This window comes from Microbacterium gorillae (genome assembly GCF_000826185.2).
GTDB classification, from domain to species: domain Bacteria; phylum Actinomycetota; class Actinomycetes; order Actinomycetales; family Microbacteriaceae; genus Microbacterium; species Microbacterium gorillae.
The window spans coordinates 506,658-528,993 of the sequence record NZ_LN648875.1; the positions used below are offsets into that span (position 1 = coordinate 506,658).

Annotated in this window: 20 protein-coding genes and 1 riboswitch; of the genes, 12 read left to right on the forward strand and 8 right to left on the reverse strand. The window is 69.5% G+C overall.

From position 1 onward, the window contains the following. Positions 1-2: 2 nt before the first annotated feature. The 3 genes from BN1193_RS11895 to arfA all read right to left on the reverse strand — a co-directional run bounded on the left by BN1193_RS11895 (position 3) and on the right by arfA (position 3,687). Positions 3-1,913 carry a glycoside hydrolase family 127 protein gene (locus BN1193_RS11895; RefSeq protein WP_040166606.1) on the reverse strand — a complete coding sequence of 637 codons (1,911 nt, stop codon included), beginning with the start codon at positions 1,911-1,913 and terminating at the stop codon, positions 3-5. Between the two features lie 5 nt (positions 1,914-1,918). Next, the gene (locus tag BN1193_RS11900) at positions 1,919-2,071 is read right to left on the reverse strand and encodes a hypothetical protein (protein WP_230206491.1); all 153 of its coding nucleotides are present in this window, start codon (positions 2,069-2,071) and stop codon (positions 1,919-1,921) included. Positions 2,072-2,148: 77 nt separating this feature from the next. Beyond that, on the reverse strand, positions 2,149-3,687 hold the full coding sequence (gene arfA / locus BN1193_RS11905) for an arabinosylfuranosidase ArfA (protein ID WP_040166607.1): 1,539 nt from the start codon (positions 3,685-3,687) through the stop codon (positions 2,149-2,151). A gap of 348 nt (positions 3,688-4,035) precedes the next feature. Between arfA and BN1193_RS11910 the strand changes: the two genes are divergently transcribed. The 3 genes from BN1193_RS11910 to BN1193_RS11920 are packed head-to-tail and all read left to right on the forward strand — an operon-like array spanning position 4,036 to position 7,270. Continuing rightward, positions 4,036-5,379, forward strand: a complete 1,344-nt coding sequence (locus BN1193_RS11910; protein WP_052460701.1) for an extracellular solute-binding protein — start codon at positions 4,036-4,038, stop codon at positions 5,377-5,379. Between the two features lie 18 nt (positions 5,380-5,397). Continuing rightward, the gene (locus BN1193_RS11915) at positions 5,398-6,351 is read left to right on the forward strand and encodes a carbohydrate ABC transporter permease (RefSeq protein ID WP_040166608.1); all 954 of its coding nucleotides are present in this window, start codon (positions 5,398-5,400) and stop codon (positions 6,349-6,351) included. A 1-nt stretch (position 6,352) separates the two neighbouring features. Continuing rightward, on the forward strand, positions 6,353-7,270 hold the full coding sequence (locus tag BN1193_RS11920; RefSeq protein WP_040166610.1) for a carbohydrate ABC transporter permease: 918 nt from the start codon (positions 6,353-6,355) through the stop codon (positions 7,268-7,270). 42 nt (positions 7,271-7,312) lie between these two features. On the opposite strand, the gene BN1193_RS11925 is transcribed toward BN1193_RS11920, so the two are convergent. Next, positions 7,313-8,329: a LacI family DNA-binding transcriptional regulator gene (locus tag BN1193_RS11925; protein ID WP_040166611.1), complete on the reverse strand. Its 1,017-nt coding sequence runs from the start codon at positions 8,327-8,329 to the stop codon at positions 7,313-7,315. A 464-nt stretch (positions 8,330-8,793) separates the two neighbouring features. On the opposite strand from BN1193_RS11925, the gene BN1193_RS11930 reads away from it, so the two are divergent. After that, the gene (locus BN1193_RS11930) at positions 8,794-9,360 is read left to right on the forward strand and encodes a hypothetical protein (protein ID WP_040166612.1); all 567 of its coding nucleotides are present in this window, start codon (positions 8,794-8,796) and stop codon (positions 9,358-9,360) included. A 91-nt stretch (positions 9,361-9,451) separates the two neighbouring features. Here the strand turns inward: BN1193_RS11930 and BN1193_RS11935 are convergent, their stop codons facing one another. Further along, positions 9,452-9,979: a DUF4188 domain-containing protein gene (locus BN1193_RS11935; protein ID WP_052460702.1), complete on the reverse strand. Its 528-nt coding sequence runs from the start codon at positions 9,977-9,979 to the stop codon at positions 9,452-9,454. 55 nt (positions 9,980-10,034) lie between these two features. On the opposite strand from BN1193_RS11935, the gene BN1193_RS11940 reads away from it, so the two are divergent. Next, the gene (locus BN1193_RS11940; protein WP_040166613.1) at positions 10,035-10,595 is read left to right on the forward strand and encodes a TetR/AcrR family transcriptional regulator; all 561 of its coding nucleotides are present in this window, start codon (positions 10,035-10,037) and stop codon (positions 10,593-10,595) included. Between the two features lie 6 nt (positions 10,596-10,601). On the opposite strand, the gene BN1193_RS11945 is transcribed toward BN1193_RS11940, so the two are convergent. Then, on the reverse strand, positions 10,602-11,999 hold the full coding sequence (locus BN1193_RS11945) for an MFS transporter (protein ID WP_195907857.1): 1,398 nt from the start codon (positions 11,997-11,999) through the stop codon (positions 10,602-10,604). A gap of 64 nt (positions 12,000-12,063) precedes the next feature. Between BN1193_RS11945 and BN1193_RS11950 the strand changes: the two genes are divergently transcribed. Continuing rightward, a complete protein-coding gene (locus tag BN1193_RS11950; RefSeq protein ID WP_052460703.1) occupies positions 12,064-12,732 on the forward strand; it encodes a TetR/AcrR family transcriptional regulator in 669 nt (222 codons plus the stop codon). Positions 12,733-12,829: 97 nt separating this feature from the next. Here BN1193_RS11950 and BN1193_RS11955 read toward each other — a convergent pair whose 3' ends face one another. Further along, positions 12,830-13,711: a bifunctional methylenetetrahydrofolate dehydrogenase/methenyltetrahydrofolate cyclohydrolase gene (locus BN1193_RS11955; protein WP_040166614.1), complete on the reverse strand. Its 882-nt coding sequence runs from the start codon at positions 13,709-13,711 to the stop codon at positions 12,830-12,832. 10 nt (positions 13,712-13,721) lie between these two features. Then, positions 13,722-14,996 carry a serine hydroxymethyltransferase gene (glyA, locus tag BN1193_RS11960; RefSeq protein ID WP_040166615.1) on the reverse strand — a complete coding sequence of 425 codons (1,275 nt, stop codon included), beginning with the start codon at positions 14,994-14,996 and terminating at the stop codon, positions 13,722-13,724. Positions 14,997-15,027: 31 nt separating this feature from the next. Further along, a riboswitch (ZMP/ZTP riboswitch) is annotated at positions 15,028-15,110 on the reverse strand. Positions 15,111-15,183: 73 nt separating this feature from the next. Between glyA and BN1193_RS11965 the strand changes: the two genes are divergently transcribed. The 6 genes from BN1193_RS11965 to BN1193_RS11990 all read left to right on the forward strand — a co-directional run bounded on the left by BN1193_RS11965 (position 15,184) and on the right by BN1193_RS11990 (position 22,335). Beyond that, the gene (locus BN1193_RS11965; RefSeq protein WP_040166616.1) at positions 15,184-16,719 is read left to right on the forward strand and encodes a beta-N-acetylhexosaminidase; all 1,536 of its coding nucleotides are present in this window, start codon (positions 15,184-15,186) and stop codon (positions 16,717-16,719) included. Continuing rightward, complete coding sequence (nagA, locus tag BN1193_RS11970) at positions 16,704-17,879, forward strand: N-acetylglucosamine-6-phosphate deacetylase (RefSeq protein ID WP_040166617.1); 1,176 nt, start codon at positions 16,704-16,706, stop codon at positions 17,877-17,879. The genes BN1193_RS11965 and nagA overlap by 16 nt, the downstream gene beginning before the upstream one ends. Before the next feature lie 133 nt (positions 17,880-18,012). Continuing rightward, positions 18,013-20,163, forward strand: coding sequence for a sigma-70 family RNA polymerase sigma factor (locus BN1193_RS18455; protein WP_052460704.1), 2,151 nt, complete (start codon positions 18,013-18,015; stop codon positions 20,161-20,163). 23 nt (positions 20,164-20,186) lie between these two features. After that, entirely contained in the window at positions 20,187-20,570 is a 384-nt protein-coding gene (locus BN1193_RS11980; protein ID WP_040166618.1) for a YrdB family protein, read from the forward strand. Between the two features lie 14 nt (positions 20,571-20,584). Further along, complete coding sequence (locus BN1193_RS11985) at positions 20,585-21,925, forward strand: FAD-binding oxidoreductase (protein WP_195907894.1); 1,341 nt, start codon at positions 20,585-20,587, stop codon at positions 21,923-21,925. Next, on the forward strand, positions 21,922-22,335 hold the full coding sequence (locus BN1193_RS11990) for an NUDIX hydrolase (RefSeq protein ID WP_040166620.1): 414 nt from the start codon (positions 21,922-21,924) through the stop codon (positions 22,333-22,335). Before BN1193_RS11985 ends, BN1193_RS11990 begins: the two co-directional genes overlap by 4 nt. Position 22,336 lies beyond the last annotated feature (1 nt).

The window sequence follows — 22,336 nt, forward strand, 5'->3', positions numbered from 1 at the left end:
GATCACCGCGTCGGCAGCCACACCCGCATCGTGGCGGGGCCACGATTGGCCCACGAGTGGTACGGCACGAGATCGAGGTCGAGAGAATGCGCGTCGTGATCCTCCGGAGCCCCGTACGGCCACGGCGAGGCCGGTGAGGCCACGAGCGCGCCGGTGATCACCGCGCCGGTCGGCGTTGCCGTGACACGTGCATCCGCACCGACACGCACATCCTCCATGTTCGCGCCATCGGGGAGGTCGACGGACTCCAGGCACAGGACGAGCGGACCCGCCTCCACGGCGACGCATCCCCGCACGGCGTCGATCCGATCATCGGCGATGGTGATCCGCGGTGCGATCGACAGTTCGAGCGTGAAACGCTCACCGGCGATCACATCCCCGACCCGGACGCTCGAGTGATCGACGGCGATCCGTTCGTCGCCACGAACGAGCGTGGCGTGCGCAGCCCAACTCGGGACCCGCAGAGTGACGGACGATCCCGGCACCGCCTCGTGCACCTCGATCGCGATGGTTCCGTCCGCGGGATAGGCCGTGCGCATGCTCAGGGCGAGAGCCACAGTGCCGTCCGCTGCGGGGAGAGTGATGTCGGCATCCGTGAAATGGACGATGCTGACGCCGGTGTCGTCCGCGACCGCGACATACGCCGCCAGCTGCGCGAACGTACGCGCGACGTTCGGCGGGCAGCAGGAGACTTCGAACCACGGTGCCCGCAGCTGCGCCTGCGCGCGGGCGCTCGCAACCGCCTCGTCAGCGGGCTCACCGGCCACGCGCTGCTGCAACGGGTTCGTGTAGAAGAACGCGCGCCCGTCCGCCCGTGGGGATGTGGCCACCACGTTGTAGAGGGTCCGCTCGATGATGTCGCCGTACGCCAGGTCGCCGGTCGCGAGGAGAAGCCTCCACGCGGTCATGACCGACCCCACCCCGGCGCAGGTCTCGCAGTACCCTCGCTCGCTCGGCAGTTCCCAATCGTCACCGAACGCTTCGTCCTGGTGATGCGACCCCATCCCACCGGTGAGGTAAGTGCGCCGTTCCAGGGTCCGCGCATACTGGTCCGCCACCGCACGCTCGAGTGCGACGTCGTCCGTGTCCGCCGCGACATCGAGCGCCCCCGATGAGAGGTACAGCGCGCGCACGGTGTGCCCCCGAAGGACGGTCGCATCCCGAATCGGCATGTCGTCCTGGAAGTAGGCTCTCCCGAACTCGATGTCGGGCAGGGATGCCCGGCCTCGACGGTCGATGAACTTGCGTGCCATCTCGACGTATCTCGTGTCGCCCGTGGCGCGTCCGAGCTCAGCGAGTGCCACCTCGACCTCGGCATGCCCGCACACGCGGGGGTCGTCATCACCGCCGAACTCCCGCACGACGTGGTCCGCCGCACGGATCGCGACATCGACGAGGGTGTCGTCGCGACCGGTGCGCAGCCGGGCGACCGCCGCCTGGAACAGATGCCCGAAGCAGTACAGCTCGTGCCCCCACGCCAGGTCCGTGTAGCGCGCGTTCTGACCGTCGGAGCCGAAGTTCGTGTTCAGGTAGCCGTCCGGTTGCTGAGCCGCGGCGACTCGCTCGACGGTGCGGTCATAGATCGCGCGGATCTCGGCGTCGTCGCTGCGTTCCAGTTCCCACGCGGCAGCCTCGAGCATCTTGTACACCTCGGAGTCGGAGAACTCCCGACCCTGGCGGGAGAGCGCCACGGTTCCCGCCGCAGTCGCGTCGAAGTTCGCAAGCCATCCGGACCGTTCCAACCACCGCGCGATGTGCGGAATGATCGCCGTGCGCCCCAGCTCCTGCCGGTCCGCCCAGAAGCCGCTGGGGAGCCGAACATCCCGCAAGCCGAGCGGACGCACCGCACCGCGTGCGGGCACCACAGGGGCCACGGGCACGGCGAGTCCGACGTCGACGGAATCGTGATTCATCAGGATCAGCCTTTCACCGCGCCGGACATGAAGCCGCGCACGTAGTACTTCTGGAGGGCGAGGAACAGAATGACCGCCGGGACGGTGAGCACGACGACGCCCGCAGTGGTCAGGCCGTAGAAACAGTCGCCATGATTCGCTCTGGTCCCCCCGCGCATCCACTGCTCCGATCGGGTGATCGTCGATGAGGGCGCCCAGAATGGACGCCCTCATCGACCTCGCATGCGGTGTGACGTCAGTCCCGCGTGACGTCGAGCTCGACGACGGCCCAGGACAGCGCGGGCAGGCGAACGGAGAGGGTCTCCCCCTCCACGGTGACCTCGCGCAGCGGCGTCAGACCGACGCGGTCGGCGTCTGCCCCGACGCTGGTCAGGAAGCGGTCGGCGCCCTCAGGGATCGTCAGCACCTCGGCGCGGACCACCTGTCCGGGCTGGAGTCCGCGCACGGCGACGGTCACATCGGCCGCCTCATCGAGGCCGCGGTTGACGAGGAACAGCGCCACGCGACCGGTCTCGTCGTCGTACGTGCCCGCGGCGTCCACCGTGTCAACGTCGCCGAAGCGGTTGGTCTCGTGGCGATCGCTGGACACCGCGAGCCGCAGGATCTCGCCACGCGCGAGCTCGGACATGCGCGCGAACGGCCAGAAGATGCTCTGCCGCCAGGCCGCACCGCCCTCCTCGGTGAGGATCGGGGCGATCACGTTCACGAGCTGAGCCTGATTGGCGATCGCCACGCGATCGCCGTGACGCAGCAGGGAGTTCAACAGCGTCCCGACGACCACGGCGTCGGTGACGTTGTAGTGGTCTTCGATGACGCGCGGGTGCTCGTACCACCCGCCACGGGCCTCGATCGTGCTCGGCATGTCATCCCCGTCACGCCGGGCGTACCAGACGTTCCACTCATCGAAGGAGAGGTTGATGCGCTTGCTGTGCTTACCGCGAGCGCGCACCGCGTCGGCGGTCGCCACGACCGACTCGATGAAGTGGTCCATGTCCACGGCCGAAGCGAGGAAGCTCGCCGCATCGCCCTCGGTCTCCTCGTAGTACGCGTGCAACGAGATGTAGTCCACGACGTCGTACGTGTGACCGAGGACCGTGCTCTCCCACTCGCCGAAGGTCGGCATACCGCTGTTCGAGCTGCCGCAGGCGACCAGTTCGATCGACGGGTCGACCAGACGCATGGCCTTGCCCGCCTCCTGCGCGAGACGGCCGTACTCGTCGGCCGTCTTGTGCCCGATCTGCCACGGACCGTCCATCTCGTTGCCGAGGCACCAGAGCTTGATGTCGAAGGGCTCCTCCGCGCCGTTGCTGCGGCGCAGGTCGCTGTAGTAGGTGCCACCGGGGTGATTGGCGTATTCCACCAGCGCACGGGCGGCGTCCACCCCGCGGGTGCCGAGGTTGATCGCTTCCATGATCTCCACGCCGGCCTGCTTCGCCCAGCCGGCGAACTCGTGCAGTCCGAAGGCGTTGGTCTCGAGTGTGTGCCACGCGCCGTCCAGGCGCCGGGGACGCTCGGCGACGGGGCCGACACCGTCCTCCCAGCGGTACCCGGAGACGAAGTTCCCGCCCGGGTAGCGCACGACGGTCACGCCCATCTCCGACACGAGCTCCAGGACGTCACGGCGGAAGCCGTTCTCATCCGCGCTCGGGTGGCCGGGTTCGTAGATCCCGGTGTAGACGCAGCGCCCCATGTGCTCCACGAACGAACCGAAGATTCGTCGCGGGACGGGACCGGCGGTGAAATCGCGGTCGAGGGTGATGGTCGCGCGGGTCATGGAACTCCTCGTCAGATGGTCGGTCGACTGCCGTCGCAACGTTCGGCTCGACCGCGCCGTTGCAACACCTGCGGACGAGATTACATCGTTGGAATACAAAAGCAAGAAATCGCACCGCGAACGTTCGGCGCTCCCCGACACGGGCCGGTCCGTTACCCCCTCGCACCCCGGAGAGGGCGGACTCTAGCCCTATCGGGGGCAAGAAATCTAGTGTTGCCCGTCCTCTGCGCGATGCTACGGTTACCACGTTGTAATGGGCCTGCGCCCACACATCCGTCCGCGGACATTCCGCTCGGCCCCACGCCGCGCGGAGGATGCGGCTTTCGTGACGAGGAGGTCAGCGAAACGATGAACGACCGCACACCAGGTCTGACCCGAAGAGGGTTCCTCGCCGCCGCCCTCGGCGCGGCGACCGTCCCCTTGCTGGCCGGCTGCTCCGCAGGTCCCGTCGCGGCGGGACTGTTCGGCAGTTCGCTGTCCGAAGAGACGTTGGTCTTCTGGAACCTCTTCGCCGGCGGCGACGGCGCCCGCCTCCAGATCATGCTGGACAAGTACGTCGCTGAGCACGGACCCAATTCGCTGCAGGCGACGACGTTCGCCTGGGGCAACCCGTACTACACCAAGGTGACGCTGGCGACGGTGGGCAACAAGCCACCCGATGTCGCGGTCGCCCACCTCACCCGCGCGAAGCCTCTGGCCGCGGGTGGTCTGCTCGAGACGATCACCGACGCCGATCTGTCCTCCGTGGGCCTGTCCGCGTCGGACTTCGCGAAGCGCCCCTGGGACACGCAGGTGACGGACGGCAAGAACATCGCCATTCCGTTCGACACGCACCCCTTCGTGATGTTCTTCAACACGGACGTGTGCGAGAAGGCCGGCCTGATCGAGTCAGGCGGCAAGCTGAAGACCATCAAGGGCGTCGACGAGTTCGAAGCGGCGCTCGCGGCGATCAGCGCGGTGACCGGCGGCGTGGCCATCACCAGCGCCAACGTCGGCGGCGAGACCGCGACGCCGTGGCGTCTGTTCTGGTCGCTCTACAACCAGCACGCCGACGCCACCCCCTTCCTCTCCGACAACGGTGCCAAGCTCACGGTCAACAAGGACGTCTTCCTGTCCCTGATGGATCGCATCCAGACCTGGGTGAAGAACGGGTGGCTGAACAAGGGCCTGGACTACGCCACCTCGGAGTCCTACATGTTCACCGGCAAGGCCGGTCTGTACCTCCAGGGTGAGTGGGAGATCACCACGGCCCAGTCGATCAAGGACCTGCGCTTCGGCATGGTGCAGATCCCCACGATCTTCGACAAGCCGGCGAACCTCGCCGACTCCCACGCGTTCATCCTGCCGCGCATGGAACGCACACCGGAACAGCGTCTGCGAGCGATGACGTTCATCAAGTCGATGCTGGACCAGAGCATGACCTGGGCTGAGGGCGGCCACATCCCGGCCTACCTGCCGATCGCGGAAAGCAGCGCGTACAAGGCGCTCGAACCGCAGGCCGACTACGCCTCGGCGGCGGACGCGGCCGTCTACGACGACCCGGCCTGGTACGGCGGATCGGGCTCCACGTTCGAAGGCATCGTGGGCGCGCAACTCGGGCTCGTTCAGCAGCTCTCCCAGTCTCCGCAGCAAGCGCTGACGGCGATCACCGATCAACTCGGGGTGTATCTGAACACCCCCAGTCCGCTCTGATATCGGAGGTACAAGGACGTGACCACCGCAACCCTCGTCGTCCCGCGCACCACGCGCAAACGGGCCGAGTCTTCTCTCCGATCCGGGCGCAGCGCCGGCTCTGAATCCCGCGGCGCCTGGTGGTTCCTGGCACCGTTCGGAATCTTCTACCTGGCCTTCCTGCTCGGCCCGACCATCTACATGATGGTCATGAGCTTCTTCAACACCTCGACGGTGCGCGCCGGCCTCGGCTCGTTCGCGGGGTTCGCCAACTACGCCGAGATGCTCGGACGTGCGGAGTTCTGGAGCTCGCTGTGGCACACGCTGCAGTTCACGCTCTACACCACCCCGCCCCTGGTGATCCTCGCGTTCGTGTTCGCCGTCCTGACCAACCGGATGCGGCGCGGACAGTGGTTCTTCCGCCTCGCCTTCTTCCTGCCGTACATCCTGCCGTCGGCGACGATCTCCCTCATCTGGGTGTTCATCTTCACGCCGACGACCGGACTGTGGGCGACCGTCGAGTCCTGGCTCGGTCTCACGCCGGGTGCGGGCATCCTGTCGGACCCGAACACGGCGATGATCGGCATCGCGCTGGCCACGCTGTGGTGGACGATCGGATTCAACTTCGTCCTCTACCTCGCCGGCCTGCAGGAGATCCCGCGGGAACTGTACGAGGCCGCCGCCGTCGACGGCGCCAGCACGTGGCAGCAGGTGCGCCACATCACCATCCCGCTGCTCGGACGCACCACCACGATGGTCGTGCTGCTGCAGATCATCGCGAGCCTGAAGATCTTCGACCAGGTCTACCTGATGACCGGCGGCGGGCCGGGCATCTCCACGCAGGTGACGCTCGGACTCGTCACGAACACCGCGTTCACCGATAACCGCCTCGGTGCGGCCTCGGCGGCGAGCGTCCTGCTGTTCATCGTGATCGTGATCATCGCCGTGATCCGCCAGCTCCTCGAGCGGCGCACGGCACGACGGGAGGCCTGAGATGACCGCCACCGAGACCGTCACCGCCCCGCGCGGATCGCGCCTGAGGACCGGTGTCAGCGGGGCCGCCCCCGCCGCGCGGCCGCGCAAGCCGGTCAACAGCCGCACGTTCAACATCGTCGCCGGAATCGTCCTGGGCGTTTTCGCGGTCCTGTGGTTGATCCCGAGCATCTTCGCGCTGAAGACCTCACTCACCGACAACGGCACTGCCGCCATCGGTGCCGACGCGATCCTCCGGGACTGGAATCCGACGCTGTACTCGTACATCGAGCTGCTCGGCGGCAGCGACATCTGGAACTGGTACGTCGCGAGCGGCATCACCGCGGTGATCACGTCCGTCCTCACCGTCCTGCTGGCTTCGATGGCGGCGTACGCGCTGTCGCGAATGCGCTTCCGAGGCTCGAACGTCGCGATGCTGCTCATCATCCTCGGGATCATGATCCCGGGTCAGGTGCTGATCGTCCCGATCTTCCAGCTGCTGAACGCGATGAACCTGTTGAACACCTACTGGGCCGTGATCTTCCCGCAGGTGCCGGCCGTGATCGCCGTGTTCATCTTCAAGCAGTTCTTCGACGGCATCCCGCGGGAGCTCGAAGAGGCCGCGGTGATCGACGGCGCGAGCCGCTGGCGGATCTACTGGTCGCTGATCATGCCGCTGTCCAAGCCCGTGATCGCGGCTGTGACGATCCTCACCTTCGTCGGCGTGTGGAACAACCTGCTACTGCCCCTGTTCGTCCTGTCCAACCCGGACCTCATGACGATCCCGGTCGGACTGGCGACGGTGCAGGGCTCGTTCGGCCAGCGCTACGCCGACATCCAGGCGGGCGCGATCCTGGCCGCGCTGCCCCTGGTCATCCTGTATCTGATCTTCCAGCGTCAGATCGTGGAAGGCGTCACCGGCAGCGGCCTGAAGGGCTGAGCCGAAGCAGAAGGCGGGCGTCGCATGCGGCGCCCGCCTTCGTCATGCTCGCCGAGTGCTGGCCCGGACGACGATGCGGTGTTCGACAGGGATCACGACCGGTGCGTCCTCGGCGCCGTACGGTGCGGAGATGCGCCGCGCCAGTCGTTCCAGGGCCGCCGCTGCGAAGCGCGGTTTGTCGAAGGAGACCGTGGTCAATGGCGGCGACGCGTACTCCCCGTCGGCGACGTCGTCGAACCCGCTGACCGAAACGCCCTGGGGCACCGAAATGCCGCGTCGCGACAACTCGCTGAGAACCCCGATCGCGAGCGAGTCGGTGAAGCAGAAGATGGCGTCCGGGGTCCGGGACGAATCGAGGAAGGCTCTGACGGCGACCGCTCCGCCGTGCGGGGTCCAGTCATCGCAGGCGATCTCCAGCACCGGATCGTGGACGAGGCCGGCCGCGGCCAGCGCGCGCCGGTACCCCCGAGCGCGGAGCACGGAGGTCATGAATTCGGTGTCCGCACTGGTGCCGACCACGGCGATGCGCTCATGACCGGCCTCGATCAGGTAGGTCGTCATGTCGAACGCCGCCTGCTCGGAGTCCACGCACACCTGATCGAACACCTGGTGCGCGACCTCCCCGATCACGACCGTCGGCGGCATCTGGTCCAGCGCCTCGGTCAGCGGCAGTTCGTCGACGACGGTCGGGTTGAGGATCAGCCCGTCGACCATGCGAGCGCGGGCACGGCTCAGCAGGCTGGCCTCACGATCCGGCCGGCCGCCGCTCTCCTCGATCTGCACACCCCACCCTCGCTCGTGGGCTGCTTCGACGAAGTGGTGAGCCATCTCGGCCGAATACGGCGTGGACAGATCCGGAAGAGCGAGCGCGATCACACCGGACCGGCCACTGCGCAACCGGCGAGCGCTGAGATTGGGCACGTAGTCCAACTCCGCGACCGCGCGCTCCACGCGCTCCCGAACGGGGGCACTGACGCCGACGAGACCGGAGAGCACATTCGAGACCGTCTTCGGCGACACCCCGGCGCGAGCCGCGACGTCCTTGACGGTTGCACTCATCGTTCCTCCTCGAATCCTCAGCCTACCGGCGGCTTCCTGACCCGGGACGGAGCGCGGGGCGGACCGGAACGTCAGGGCGGGGCGGGCGTGTGACGAGCACGCACCGCCCCGCGGTCGGCGCTCGCGGAAGGCGAACCGCCGGGCGATCCGGCTGGGGACCGGACCGCGGTCTGAGAAGGAGGGAGTGGTGGGGCCCATCGGGCGGGCCCCACGTTCGGCGACGTCTCGCCATCCCTCGCACCGGCTGCTGCGGTATCCCCACGATCCGCATACGGTGTCACTGGAGAGACGGGCACGACACCGTTCTATGACGCGGTTTCACGGATTTTCCTCAATTTTTTTCGTGCGCCTGCCGTAACGTCCGCGCAATAAGCTCTTGACCAGGCATTTCGTCTCACGCCGGACGAGGCGACCGAAACGAGGCCGGACTTCCGGTCACATTCCGCGCGTGACAGTCTGAGCCCATGAAGACCTGGATCGTGCGATTCGTCTCCCTGTACGTCTTCGACGTGCTCGTGCTGCTGGTCATCGGCTGGACGATGCCGGCTGTGCGCGTCGGGTGGCACGCCCTGTGGGCAGCGGTGATCCTCACCGCTGCGACCGTGTGGGTCAAACCCGCCATCGGCGGTTGGTTCCGCTCCCTCGCCGAGCGCGGCGGCTCCACGCGCAGCACGGGAGCGCGAAAAGTGACGGAGTACGCGATCGTCTTCGTCGTCGCCCTCGTCGTCTGGGTCCTCACGGTGCTGCTGTCCGGTGTAGACGTCCGCGGATGGTTCTGGGGTTACATCCTGCCGCCGGTGATTCTGCTGATCGCATGGTTGATCTATGACGTCATCGACGACGCGGTGGAGAAGCGCACCGGGGAGGTGTACGACCGTGCCGCCGCTCGACTCGGGGGCGCCGGGTCGACACCGGCAGCCACCTCGGAGCAGCCCACCCCGCAGCAGCGGACCGCGCAGGCCGAGGGCCGGCGCGAACTGAACGACGGCCTCACCGACGAGGAACGCAAGATGTTCGACGACCTGAGTTGAGCCGAGCTGAACTCGTCTGACCTGACCTGACCTGGCCTGACCCGACCCGACCGGAACTGAACTGGTCTGAACTGAGCCGACCTTCGCCGATTCAACCGGCGACGGATGGACGCTCCCCTTCGCCACCCGTCGCCGGAGTCTTCTTCACGCGTCCGAGACGCTGACGTGCGGTGTTGCGTCCGGCGCCGATCTTGACGTGCGCGGTGGCGCGAGCCAGCCCGAACAGCGGCATGTCGCCGTACACCGACTCCGCGTCGCGCACCGGCACCTGGTACGTCTCGTGATAGATCCCCACGTCGCCGGACCCGCTGAACAACTTCATGTACTCGCGCCAGGGGCCGAGGTGCGGCGCGTCCCGATCTGCCGCGAACGCCTGGATGTGTTCAGGCGAGCGCCAGTACGAGACGAGGATGGTGGTTCGCCCGAGCCACTGGTGATAGCCGAGCATGCCGGCCTCCGGATTGCGCGCGAGGTGGGCGAGGCACTTCGGCATCGTGGCCGCGACGCGCAGCACGCGCGGCAGCTTCCACCATCGGTTGGCGCGCATGCCGATGAGGAAGACGGTGACGGTCTCGGTGTCAGGATCGGCGGTGTACCGCCCCGGGAAGACGTCCGACATGATCACTCCTATTCGTAACGCTGTTACGCAACAACGTTACGGTATAGTTTCGCCTATGGCAAGACCCGCGATCTACGACGACGCCCTGCGCGAGAGGCTCCTCGAGGCCACAGCCGAGCTCGTGGACCGACACGGACCGGACGCGGTGTCGTTGCGCGAGGTGGCGCGGGCCGCCGGCACGTCCACCTCCGCGATCTACGCGCTGTTCGGCAACAAGGACGCTCTTCTGACCGCCGTCATCACGGATGCGTTCGCGTCCTTCACCGCCGCGCAGGCCGCAGCCGAGCCCGCCGGGTTGCGCCAGCTCGGCGTCGCCTACCGCGCGTGGGCACTGGCGCACCCGACGCGGTACCGCCTCATGTTCGGCGGGACGCTCTCGTCCGTCGTGCCCGCCGATCACGCGGCGGACGAATCCCGGAGCCCGCTCGAACGCGCGGTGGCCGCCCTGATGCCGGACGCGACGGCGGACGAGCGCGCCATCGAGGTGACCGCCATCTGGTCCCAGGTGCACGGTGCGGTGAGCCTCCAGTTCACCGACCTGCCCCTGTCACCGCAGAGCTGGGATGCGGCCTACGAGGTGATCCTCGACAGCGTCACCGCGCGGCTGCACGCCTGACCGCGATCACTCGGCGGTGTGCGCGGAGCGCAAGCAGAGCGCCACCAGCACGGCCAGCGCGCTCGCCCCCGCGACCACCCAGAACAGCACCGTGAATCCCCCGAGGCCGGCGGCCGACGCGATCAGCAGCGCCGCGACCGGGCCGCCGAAGGCGGAGCCCGCCGTGCGCACGACGCCGTTGACACCGAGCAGTCCGCCGATCTCGCCGGCCGGCGCGGAGACCGCGATCAGGTCACTGACGACGGCGAAACCGATGCCGTTTCCGAAACTCAGCACGCAGTAGAACACCATCATCCACAGCAGCGACTGCGCGGTGAACACCATGCCCAGTCCGCCGACGGCCATCAGACCCATCGCGAGCGCCGCGACGTACGGCGAGCGCATCCGGCGCAGCAGCAGCGGGGCGACGCGACCGCCGGCGAACACCGCGACGGCGGTCGGGAACAGGACGAGTCCGGCCGTCTGCGAGTCCAGGCCCGGGCCGACCGGGGACTGCGCGATCAGGAGGTACGGCACCCCCACGTAGAGCAGGTAGGGAACGAACCCGAGGAACAGCGCGATGACGTTCGAGAGCAGGATGGCCGGACGAGCGAGCACCGGGAAATCCAACAGCGGCCGAGCCACCCGACGCTCGACGACGACCAGCGTGATGAGCGCCAGGACCGCGACGATGGCCACGCCGGCGACCAGCGGAGACCCGATCCCCCACGACGACGCCTGCGACACGATCAGCAGCACCGCGCTCAGGAACAGCGCGAGCAGGCCGATGCCCGCGAAGTCCACGCGCGCGACGACCTCCGGGCGAACGCCATCGCGCGGGACGACGAGCGCGACCGCGACCGCGGCGGCGACACCGACGCCGGCTCCGAACCAGAACAGCGTCTGCCACGGGGCGTACTGGACGATCACGCCACCGAGAACGAGTGCGACACCGGCACCGAGGCCGAGCGTTCCGCTCAGGAGACCGACCGCGGCCTGCCGCCGCCGCCCCTCGAGCTTCCGCCCCGCGATCGCGAGCGCCAGCGGCAGTGTCGCCGTGGACGCTCCCTGCAGGACGCGGCCGGCCAGGAGGACGGTGAACGACGGCGCTGCCGCGGAGACGACGGCACCGAGGCTGAAGACCGCGAGCGCCGCGATCAGGACGCGGCGGTGTCCGAAACGATCGCCGAACGATCCGAGGACCGGCGCGGCGATGGCACCGCTGAGCAGGAATGCGGTCAGCACCCATCCGCCGCCGACACCGTCGACGCCGAGGCGCTCCTGCAGCACCGGGAGTGCCGGGATGATCATCGTCTGCAGCAGCGAGAAGGCCAGAACAGCCAGGACGAGGACCGGCACGAGCCCCCGGTGCGCGGGGGTGCCCGCCGTGGGTGTCGTATCGGTGGGTGAGGGTGCGAGGGCCATGCATTCTCCTATCGGAACGGAGTGTTCCGTTCCGATAGTATCCCATCGCTGGTAGCGTCGGGTCATGGCCACTCCTTCCTCCCCCGAGGTGCCGGCGACGGCGCTGCCCGGACGCGCCCGAGAGGCGCGCGAGAATGACGTCGCACTCCTGCGCGCGGCGCGGGAGGTGTTCGCCGCGGAGGGATACGACGCCCCGATGAGCGCCGTGGCCGCCCGCGCGGGAATCGGCGTCGGCGGCATCTACCGCCGGTATGCGAACAAGGAGGAGCTCGTGCAGCGGGTCCGGGGCTATGCCCTCGAGGAGCTCACCGCGACAGCGAACGAGGTCGCCGCCTCCGCCGCGGGGCCGGACGGTGCGCTGGCCGCGTTCCTGCGCCGCCACCTGACGATCGCGGGTGCGATGGTCACGTCCGCGCTCAGTGCGCGGTCAGACTTCACCGCGGAGCTCGCCGCACTCTCCGACGGACTGCGCGACGCCCTGGAGCACCTGCTCGTACCGGACCGCGCGCGTGGCCTGGTGCCGGAGGACTTCGGCCCGGGTGATGTCATGGCGGCGATCGTGCACCTGCGCGCGCCTGTGTCCGCGAATCACCACCGCGACCGCATCATGCACCAGCGGCAGCTCGAATTCTTCCTCCGCGGACTGCGTGCGGCCGTCACGGATCCGGTCACGGAGGGTGCCGCCACCAGTTGGGACGACTGGATGGCTCTGCACATCCGACCGGAGGCGTGAGCCGACGGGCCGGATGCCTCCCCCTCGGCTGCATCCACCGAAATCGAGAACGGCCCGCGCAGCATCAGTCTGCGCGGGCCGTTCTCGGCGGAGGTGATCAGGCGGCGGCGCGCTCGGCGGCCTCCACCACGTTGGTCAGCAGCAGTGCGACGGTCATCGGACCGACACCGCCGGGGTTCGGCGAGATCCAGCCGGCGACCTCGGCCACGTCCGGGGCGATGTCGCCGTAGACCTTCGACCTGCCGGTCTCGGGGTCGTCCTCGCGGGTGACGCCGACGTCCAGCACGGCGGCCCCGGGCTTGACGTCCTCGGCGCGGACCAGGTGCTTGACGCCCGCCGCACCGACGATGACGTCGGCCTGGCGGAGGTACGCGGGGAGATCCACGGTGCCGGTGTGCGTCAGCGTCACGGTCGCGTTGATCGCGCGGCGCGTGAGCAACAGACCGATGGACCGGCCGATCGTCACGCCACGGCCGACGACGACCACGTGCTTGCCCTTCAGGTCATAGTCGTTGCGCTGGAGCAGCTCGATCACGGCCCGCGGTGTGCACGGCAACGGGGTGTCGATCGGTCCGTTGACGTTCAGCACGAGCCGGCCGAGGTTGGTCGGGTGCAGCCCGTCCGCGTCCTTGGCCGGGTCGATGCGCTCGAGGATCGCGTCGGTGTCGATGTGCTTCGGCAGCGGCAGCTGCACGATGTAGCCGTGGCAGGTGTCGTCGGCGTTCAGCGCGTCGATCCCCGCCTCGACGTCGGCCTGCGTGGCGTCCCCGGGCAGCTCGACCTGGATCGAGTTCATCCCGATCGCCTCGGACTGCCGGTGCTTCATGCCGACGTAGAGCTGCGAGGCCGGGTCAGCGCCGACGAGCACCGTGGCGATGCCGGGCGTGATCCCGCGGGCCTTCAGGGCCGCGACACGCTCGGTCAGTTCCGCCTTGATCGCCGCCGAGGTCGCCTTGCCGTCCAGAATCTGTGCGGTCATCGGCCGGTCCTCACTGCTGCAGGTCGGTGTACAGCGGGTACGCCGCCGTCAGCTTCGAGATGCGCGCGTCGAGAGCGGCGACGTCGGCGTCCGGCAGTAGGGCCAGCGCGATGACGTCGGCGACCTCGGTGAAGGCCTCGTCGTCGAAACCGCGGGTGGCGAGCGCCGACGTGCCGATGCGGAGCCCCGAGGTCACCATCGGCGGACGCGGGTCGTTCGGCACGGCGTTGCGGTTGACCGTGATGTGCACCTCGTGCAGGCGGTCCTCGCCCTGCTTGCCGTCGATCTCGGCGTTGCGGAGGTCCACCAGCACGAGGTGGACGTCGGTGCCGCCGGAGCGGACCGCGATGCCGGCGTTGCGCACGTCATCCTGCTGCAGGCGGTCGGCGAGGATCTGCGCGCCGCGGAGCGTGCGCTCCTGGCGGTCCTTGAATTCCGGCGTCGCAGCGAGCTTGAACGCGGTCGCCTTCGCGGCGATCACGTGCATGAGCGGCCCACCCTGCTGGCCCGGGAAGACGGCGGTGTTGAGCTTCTTGGCCAGGTCCGCGTCGTTGGTCAGGATGAGACCGGAGCGCGGGCCGCCGAGGGTCTTGTGCACGGTCGAGGAGACGACGTGCGCGTACGGGACCGGGCTCGGGTGGACGCCGGCGGCGACGAGTCCGGCGAAGTGCGCCATGTCGACCCACAGGTACGCGCCGACCTCGTCCGCGATCTCACGGAACTTGGCGAAGTCGATGTGACGCGGGTACGCCGACCAACCGGCGATGATGACCTTCGGCTTGTGCTCGAGGGCGAGGCGGCGGACCTCGTCCATGTCGATCAGCGACGTCTCCTCGTTCACGCCGTACGCGACGATGTCGTACAGGCGACCGGAGAAGTTGATCTTCATGCCGTGCGTGAGGTGGCCGCCCTGGTCGAGGGCGAGACCGAGCAGCGTGTCACCGGGGCGCGCGATGGCGTGCAGGACGGCGGCGTTCGCGGTCGCACCGGAGTGCGGCTGAACGTTGGCGAACTCGGCGCCGAACAGGCTCTTGGCGCGGTCGATGGCGAGTTCCTCGGCCACGTCGACCTCTTCGCAACCGCCGTAGTAGCGGCGTCCCGGGTAGCCCTCGGCGTACTTGTTCGTCAGAACCGATCCCTGCGACTGCAGGACCGAGACGGGGACGATGTTCTCGGACGCGATCATCTCGAGATAGTCGCGCTGACGCCCGAGCTCGCGCTCGAGGACCTGAGCGATCTCCGGGTCGACCTCGGAGAGGGGCGCGTTGAAGTAGGAATCGGTCACGGCATTGCCTCCACAGCGGTTCTTGCGGGATTGCGTCGACCCAGGCGCGCGGTCGAATGCGTGAGGTCGCTTCCCGGTGGTGACCCACCTCGTACGCCAGTCGCGACACTGCGAGTGTACCCGAGCCCTCACCCTCCCCCGATTTCGGACGTCGCAGTGCGACCGCGGTTTTGTTAGGTTTCCTTACATGGTCATCGGCGACACCACGCTGCCCCTCGTTCCCTACCCCGTCCAGGCGCGCGCCGGCGCGCCCGTCCGGCTGACCGATCGGGCGCGCGTCGTCGCTGAACCCGCTCTGCTGGACGAGGCGAGACTGCTCGCCCTCGATCTGTCCGCGCGCACCGGATTCGGCTTCGAGATCGTCGCCGACCCGGACCCCACCCCGGGGGATGTCGCCCTGCGGCGTCTCGGCAGCACGCCCGGCGACGCTTACCACCTCACCACTGCGGACGGCGTCGTCCGCATCGAGGCGCCGGATGACGCGGGCGTCTTCTGGGGGACTCGAACGCTTCTGCAACTGCTCGATCACGACGCGGACGGGTGGTTCTTCCACGGCGCCGAGATCGAGGATGCGCCCCGCTTCGCGTACCGCGGCGCGATGCTCGACGTCGCGCGCCACTTCTTCTCCGTCCGCGACGTGTGCCACTACATCGACCTCGTCGCCGCACTGAAGATCAACGTCCTGCACCTGCACCTCACCGACGACCAGGGCTGGCGCCTCGAGATCGAGGGCTACCCGCGCCTCACCGCGGACGCGGCTCGCAGCGCGGCCGGGGGCGACGCGGGCGGGTTCTACACGCAGGACGACTACCGCGAGATCGTCGCCTACGCCGCCCGCCGCCACATCACCGTCGTCCCGGAGATCGATACGCCGGGGCATACCCACGCCGTGACGGTCGCGCAGCCCGAGTTCACCGAGCCGACGGTGATCAGCGACGACCTGCGCGCGCAGTCCGTCGAGCTCGGCCAGGACCTCCCGGTGCACGGCCGCCCGTACACCGGCTGGGGCGTGGGCTTCTCGTCGCTGAAGACCGGGGATCCCGGCACCGACGCCTTCCTCGATGACGTGTTCCGGCAGGTCGCCGCCCTCACTCCGGGACCGTGGCTGCACTTCGGCGGCGACGAGTGCCTCGGGACGTCCGCGGAGGACTTCGCGGCGTTCACCGCCCGCGCCGCCGCAGCGGTCGTCGGCGTCGGCAAAACCCCGATCGCCTGGCACGAGGCCGGCAAAGCGGCCGAGCTGCCGCCCGGATCGATCGGCCAGTACTGGGGATTCCTCGAGCCCGACCCCGCCCAGGCCGAGGAGGCGCGCGCGTTCGTCGCCGCCGGTGGAGCTGTCGTCCTCTCCCCCTCCGATGCCGCCTACCTGGATATGAAGTACGACGAGGACTTCCCGCTCGGACTGACGTGGGCGAACGGGCCGACCAGCGTCCGCGCATCGTACGAGTGGGACCCGGCCACCGTCATCGCGGGAGTCTCGGACGCCGACATCCTCGGCATCGAGGCACCGCTGTGGACGGAGACGGTGCGCACGATCGCGGACGTCGAGACGATGGCCCTGCCTCGACTGGCGGGCATCGCCGACATCGCCTGGTCGCCCCGCGATGCCGATACCCGGACGTGGGAGTCGGTCCGCGGGCGGATCGCACGACTCGCACCGGCGTGGCACGCTGGGTCGGTCCGATTCCATCCGAGCGAGGAGATCCCGTGGACGCAGGCGTGAGGACGCTGATCCACTCCGTCGACATCATCGACTCCGGCACCCGACTGCCGAACGCCTGGGCGCTGCTGTCGCCGGACGGCATCGTCGCCACGGGGCAGACCACGCCCTGGCAGGACGTCGTCGGTCCGCACGACACGGTCATCGACGCCGCCGCGGTCGCCGGGCCCGGTGCCATCCTCACACCGGGCTTCATCGACATCCACGGTCACGGTGGGGCGGGCCGGTCCTACGACGACGGTCCGGACGCGATCCGGGCCGCACGCGCGGTGCACCGCCGCCACGGCACCACCCGCGCCGTCATCTCCCTCGTCACAGACACCCTGGACCGCCTCGCCGAACGCGTCGCGATGGTGGCCGACCTGACGGGCACCGACCGCGACATCCTCGGCTCGCATTTGGAGGGTCCGTTCCTGGACGTCAGCCACAAGGGTGCGCACGACCCCGAACTGCTGCGAGCGCCCGAGCACGACGCGGTGGAACGCCTCCTGGCCGCCGGACGCGGCACGGTCGCGCAGATCACGCTCGCCCCCGAGCTGCCCGGCGGCCTCGACGCGGTGCGCACGGCGGTCCGTCACGGCGCGATCGCCGCGGTGGGACACACCGACGCTGACGCCGACATGGCCGGCGAGGCCTTCGACGCCGGCGCGACCTTGCTCACGCACGCGTTCAACGCCATGCCCGGCATCCACCACCGCGCTCCCGGTCCGGTGGTCGCCGCGGCCTCAGATCCTCGGGTGCGACTGGAACTGATCGCGGACGGCGTGCACGTCGATCTCGACCTCATCCGGATGATGTTCGCGTCCGCTCCAGGCCGGATCGTGCTGGTGACGGACGCCATGGCGGCGGCCGGGTCCGGCGACGGCGCGTACATCCTCGGCGCGCTGGCGGTCACGGTGCGGGACGGCATCGCTCGGCTCACCGCGGGCGACTCGATCGCCGGGTCCACGCTCACTCAGGATCAGGCGCTGCGCAACGTCGTCGCGGTCGGTGTGCCGGTGGAGGCCGCCGTGGACGCCCTGACGCGCACACCGGCGACGCTGCTGGGCCACGAGGACCGCCTCGGTCGACTCCGTCAGGGCTTCGCCGCCGACGCCGTTCTGCTGGACCGAGACCTCGTCGTCCGCGGAGTCTGGGCGGACGGCGAGCGCGTGAGCTCATGAGCGTGGCGGGCTACGGCGATCGGCACTGCCGGGCGCTGCACGGGCTGGACGTGGCGGCGGCGGCAAGGCAGAATATCCGGATGGTTCCCCGACCCGACGGGGTTCCCGTTCTGCCCGATGAAAGTCTCTCCCGTTGACCCCTGACGAGCACGCGCCCCACGCTGATGCCGATCTCGTCGCGCGCACGCGTGACGGCGATACCGGCGCGTTCGCCGAGCTGTGGGCCCGGCACTACCGATCCGGCATCACGGTCGCACGATCGATCACGAACAAGATCGACGCCGACGACCTGGTGCAGGAGGCGTACACCCGCATCTTCCAGGTGATCCAGCGCGGCGGAGGTCCGACCGGATCGTTCCGCGCGTACCTGTTCTCCAGCATCCGCAACGCGGCGGCCAGCTGGGGACGTGCGCACCCCGAGGCCGTGATCGACGAGCTCGAGACGGTGCCTGACCCGGACACCACCGAGCAGGCCGTTGATGAGGCGCTCGATCACGGGCTGACGCACACGGCCTTCCGCAGCCTGCCCACGCGTTGGCAGGAGGTGCTCTGGTACACCGAGATCGAGGCGATGAAGCCGGCCCAGGTCGCACCGCTGCTCGGCATGAAGCCGAACGCCGTGGCCCAGCTCGCCAACCGTGCCCGCGAGGGCCTGCGCGAGGCCTGGATCTCCGCGCATCTCGCGAGCCTCGACGACGGTTCCCTGTGCCAGTGGACGGTGGAGAGACTCGCGTCGTACGCGCGCGGCACGATCAGCCCGCGTGACCGCCAGAAGGTGGACGACCACCTCGGCGATTGCGCACGCTGCACGATCGTGGCCGGGGAAGCGTCCCACGTCTCCCAGCGTCTTGCGCTCGTTCTTCTGCCCCTCACCATCGGGGCCGTCGGAGCCGCCGGCTATCTCGCCACGCTCCAGGGCGGGGGCACGGCGGTCGTCGCTCTGGCCGCCGGCGCGGCGCCGATCATGCCCAGCGCCGTGGTCGCCGGTGGCGACACGGCGAGCGGGTTCGCCTCCCTCGGTCTCGCGGGATCCGGCACCACCGGCGGGGCCGCTCCGGCCCCGGGCGCCGGGGGCGCAACCGGTGGCGCCTCGACCGCCACCGGAATCGCCACCGTGATCGGAATCGCGGCGGCCGGAGTCCTGGTCGCGGGCGCCGCGGTCGCCGGTACGGTGATGGCCCAGCAGTCCGCTCCGAACGCCGCGTTCAGCGCCGGCAACGCCCAGGGGCAGTCCGACTCCCTGGCCGCTGAGGTGGACGGCTCCGCCCTCACCCCGCTGGCGGCGACGCCGTCACCGTCGCCGAGCGATCTGCCCCGCGATCTCACGCCGAGCCCCACTCCCTCGCCTCAGCCGACCGTGACCACGCGTTCGATTCCCGTGCCCACGACACCGGTGACCGCCCCGTCCCCGGCACCATCGGTCCCGGTGGAACCGGTCCTGCCGCCCGCTCCGTCGCCTGTCGACCCCTCACCGGAGCCGACGGCCACACCGTGGCCCACGCCCGAGCCCTGGCCGACGCCGGACCCCACGCCGACGCCGGGCCCGACGCCGTCCCCGCGGCCGACGCCCACACCGAGCCCCACTGCTTCGCCCGATCCGACGCCCACGCCCACGCCTACACCTACACCTACACCGACACCGACACCGACACCGACACCGACCGTCACTCCCACGCCGACGCCGACACCGACACTCACTCCCACGCCGACACCGACGGCCGACCCGACGCCGACACCAACGACACCGACACCGACACCGACACCGACCGTCACTCCCACGCCGACGCCGACACCGACACTCACTCCCACGCCGACACCGACGGTCGAACCGACGCCGACACCGACGGTCGAACCCACGCCCGAGCCCACGGCAACTCCCGATCCCACGCCTGAGCCGACGCCAACGCCGGACCCCACGCCGACCCCGGAGCCGACGCCCACGGTCGAGCCCACACCAGAGCCGACGCCCGAGCCCACGGCGGAGCCGGAACCTGAGCTGACAGCTCCTTCCGTCCTCCGTGTCGGGGCGGGCCCCGAGGTGGACGGGCAGCGCACCATCGTCGCCCTCCTACGAGTGCCCGACGGCGCCACGGTCGTCCACGCGATCCTGGACGGCACGACGGTCGCGACCGGGCAGGTTCCGGGCTTCGACGTGGGAGCCGTGAGCCTGACGCTCACGGTCAGCCAGTACGACGACTCCCTCCTGGCTTTCGCCGCCGGGCGCGACGATGAGGTCGGAGCGCTCACCGAGGCCCGCTCACCGCGCAGCTGGGTCGAGGGCTGAGCGGGCGACCGTAGACTGGAGGCATGTCCGCCTCCCCCTCCTCGACCGCAGCGACCCCCGAGCCCGGTACCCGCGCACCGCTGACCGCGCTGGAGATCGTCCGCACGCTCGTGATCATCGTCGCGCTGGTCACTTTCGCGCTGTGGGGATTCCTGGGCTTCGAGTTCCCCTGGAACCTCGTCGCGGGCATCGGCACCCCCGTCGTCGTGCTGCTGCTGTGGGCTCTGTTCGTCTCTCCCCGCGCGGTCGTTCACGTCCACCCGTTCGTCCGGGTGCTGATCGAGCTGCTGATCTTCGCCGGCGCGACCATCGCCTGGTGGAGCATGGGACAGACCTGGATCGGACTCGCCTACGCCGTGGTCGCGGTCGCGACCGGGGTGATCACCGGACGGCGCTCCCTGTCGTGACCGACGTCGTCGAGATGCTCCGCGCCGAACTCGGCGAGCGTGTCGACACCTCTCCGGCCGCACGCGCGGCCGCACGGACAGACCGGTCCGGCCAGCGCAGTGCCGGCGATCCGATCGCCGTCGTGCACGCCACCGATGTGTCGGACGTGCAGGCCACCATGCGCATCGCCTCGGCCACCGGCACGCCGGTCGTCCCACGCGGTGCCGGCACCGGCCTCGCCGGGGGCGCCAACTCCGACGTGGGCGAGATCTCGCTCTCGCTGGCGGGGATGACGCGAATCCACGAGATCGCGCCGGATGACCTTCTCGCCGTCGTCGAGCCGGGCATCCTGAACGCCGACCTCAACACCGCTCTCGCCGAACACGGTGTGTGGTGGGCTCCGGACCCGGCCAGTCGCGCGATCTCCACGGTCGGCGGGAACATCGCCACCGGCGCCGGCGGGCTGCTGTGCGCGAAGTACGGCGTGGTCCGTGATGCGGTCCTCGGGGTGGATGTGGTGCTCGCCGACGGTGAACTCGTGCGATTCGGGCACCGCACCGTCAAGGGCGTCACGGGGCTCGACCTCACGGCACTGATGATCGGCTCCGAGGGGACGCTCGGCGTCATCGTCGGGGCGACGCTCAAGCTGCGTCGACTTCCCACCGGCATCGTCCACTCGATCGCCGCCGTGTTCAGTGACGTCCGCGCCGCCGCCGCAGGGACCGCTGCCGTGACGGCCGCCGGGCTCTCCCCCGCGATCATGGAGCTCATGGACGCCACCAGCCTGCGCGCGGTGCACGCGCTGCTCGATCTGCCCGCGCCGGCCGCCGGAAGCGTGCAGGTGACGGCCCAGACCGACGGTCCGGACGCGGCCGAGGAGGCCCGCCGCATCGGTGAGATCCTCGCCTCCGCCGGTGCCTCCGTCGAGGTGTCCGACGACCCGGACCGTGCCGAGGAGCTGCTGGTGATCCGCCGCAGCATGCATCCGGCCATGGAGTCCCTCGGCACGGCGCTCATCGAGGATGTCTCCGTACCGCGATCGGCGATGCCGGACATGTTCGACGCGATCGCCCGCATCGAACGCGAGCACGGCCTGGTGATCCCGGTCGTCGCGCACGCCGGGGACGGCAACCTGCACCCGAACTTCATCTGCGACGGACCGGACATCCCACCCGAGGTCTGGCGCGCGGCCGACGAGATGTTCCGAGTCGCTCTCGCCCTGGGCGGCACCCTCACCGGCGAGCACGGTGTCGGCGTCCTGAAGGCGCACTGGCTGCGCGAGGAACTCGGCGACCGGCAGTGGGAGCTGCAGCGCGGCATCAAGACGCTGTTCGACCCGCAGAACATCCTCAATCCCGGAAAGGTCTTCGTGTGACCCCTGAGATCCGCGTGAGCGCCGTGCTGGTCACCGACCCGGACGGGCGCGCGCTCGTGGTCCGCAAAGCGGGCACCGAGCGGTTCATGCAGCCGGGCGGCAAGCCGGAGCCCGGCGAGAGCGCCGATGTGACGGCCGCGCGCGAGCTGAACGAGGAGCTCGGCATCGAAGCGCCCGTGACGGCCTTCCGCCCGCTCGGCGAGCACCGCGCCGCCGCCGCCAACGAACCCGGACACGTCGTCGTGGCGGACGCCTTCGCCCTGTCGCTGGATGCCGTCGCCGCTGCAGCGGTGACCGCGCAGGCCGAGATCGCGGAGCTGCGGTGGATCTCCCCGGCCGATGTGGCCACGACACCGCTCGCGCCCCTGTCCACTGACGTGCTGCTGCCCCTGCTGCCGGACTTCCGCTGAT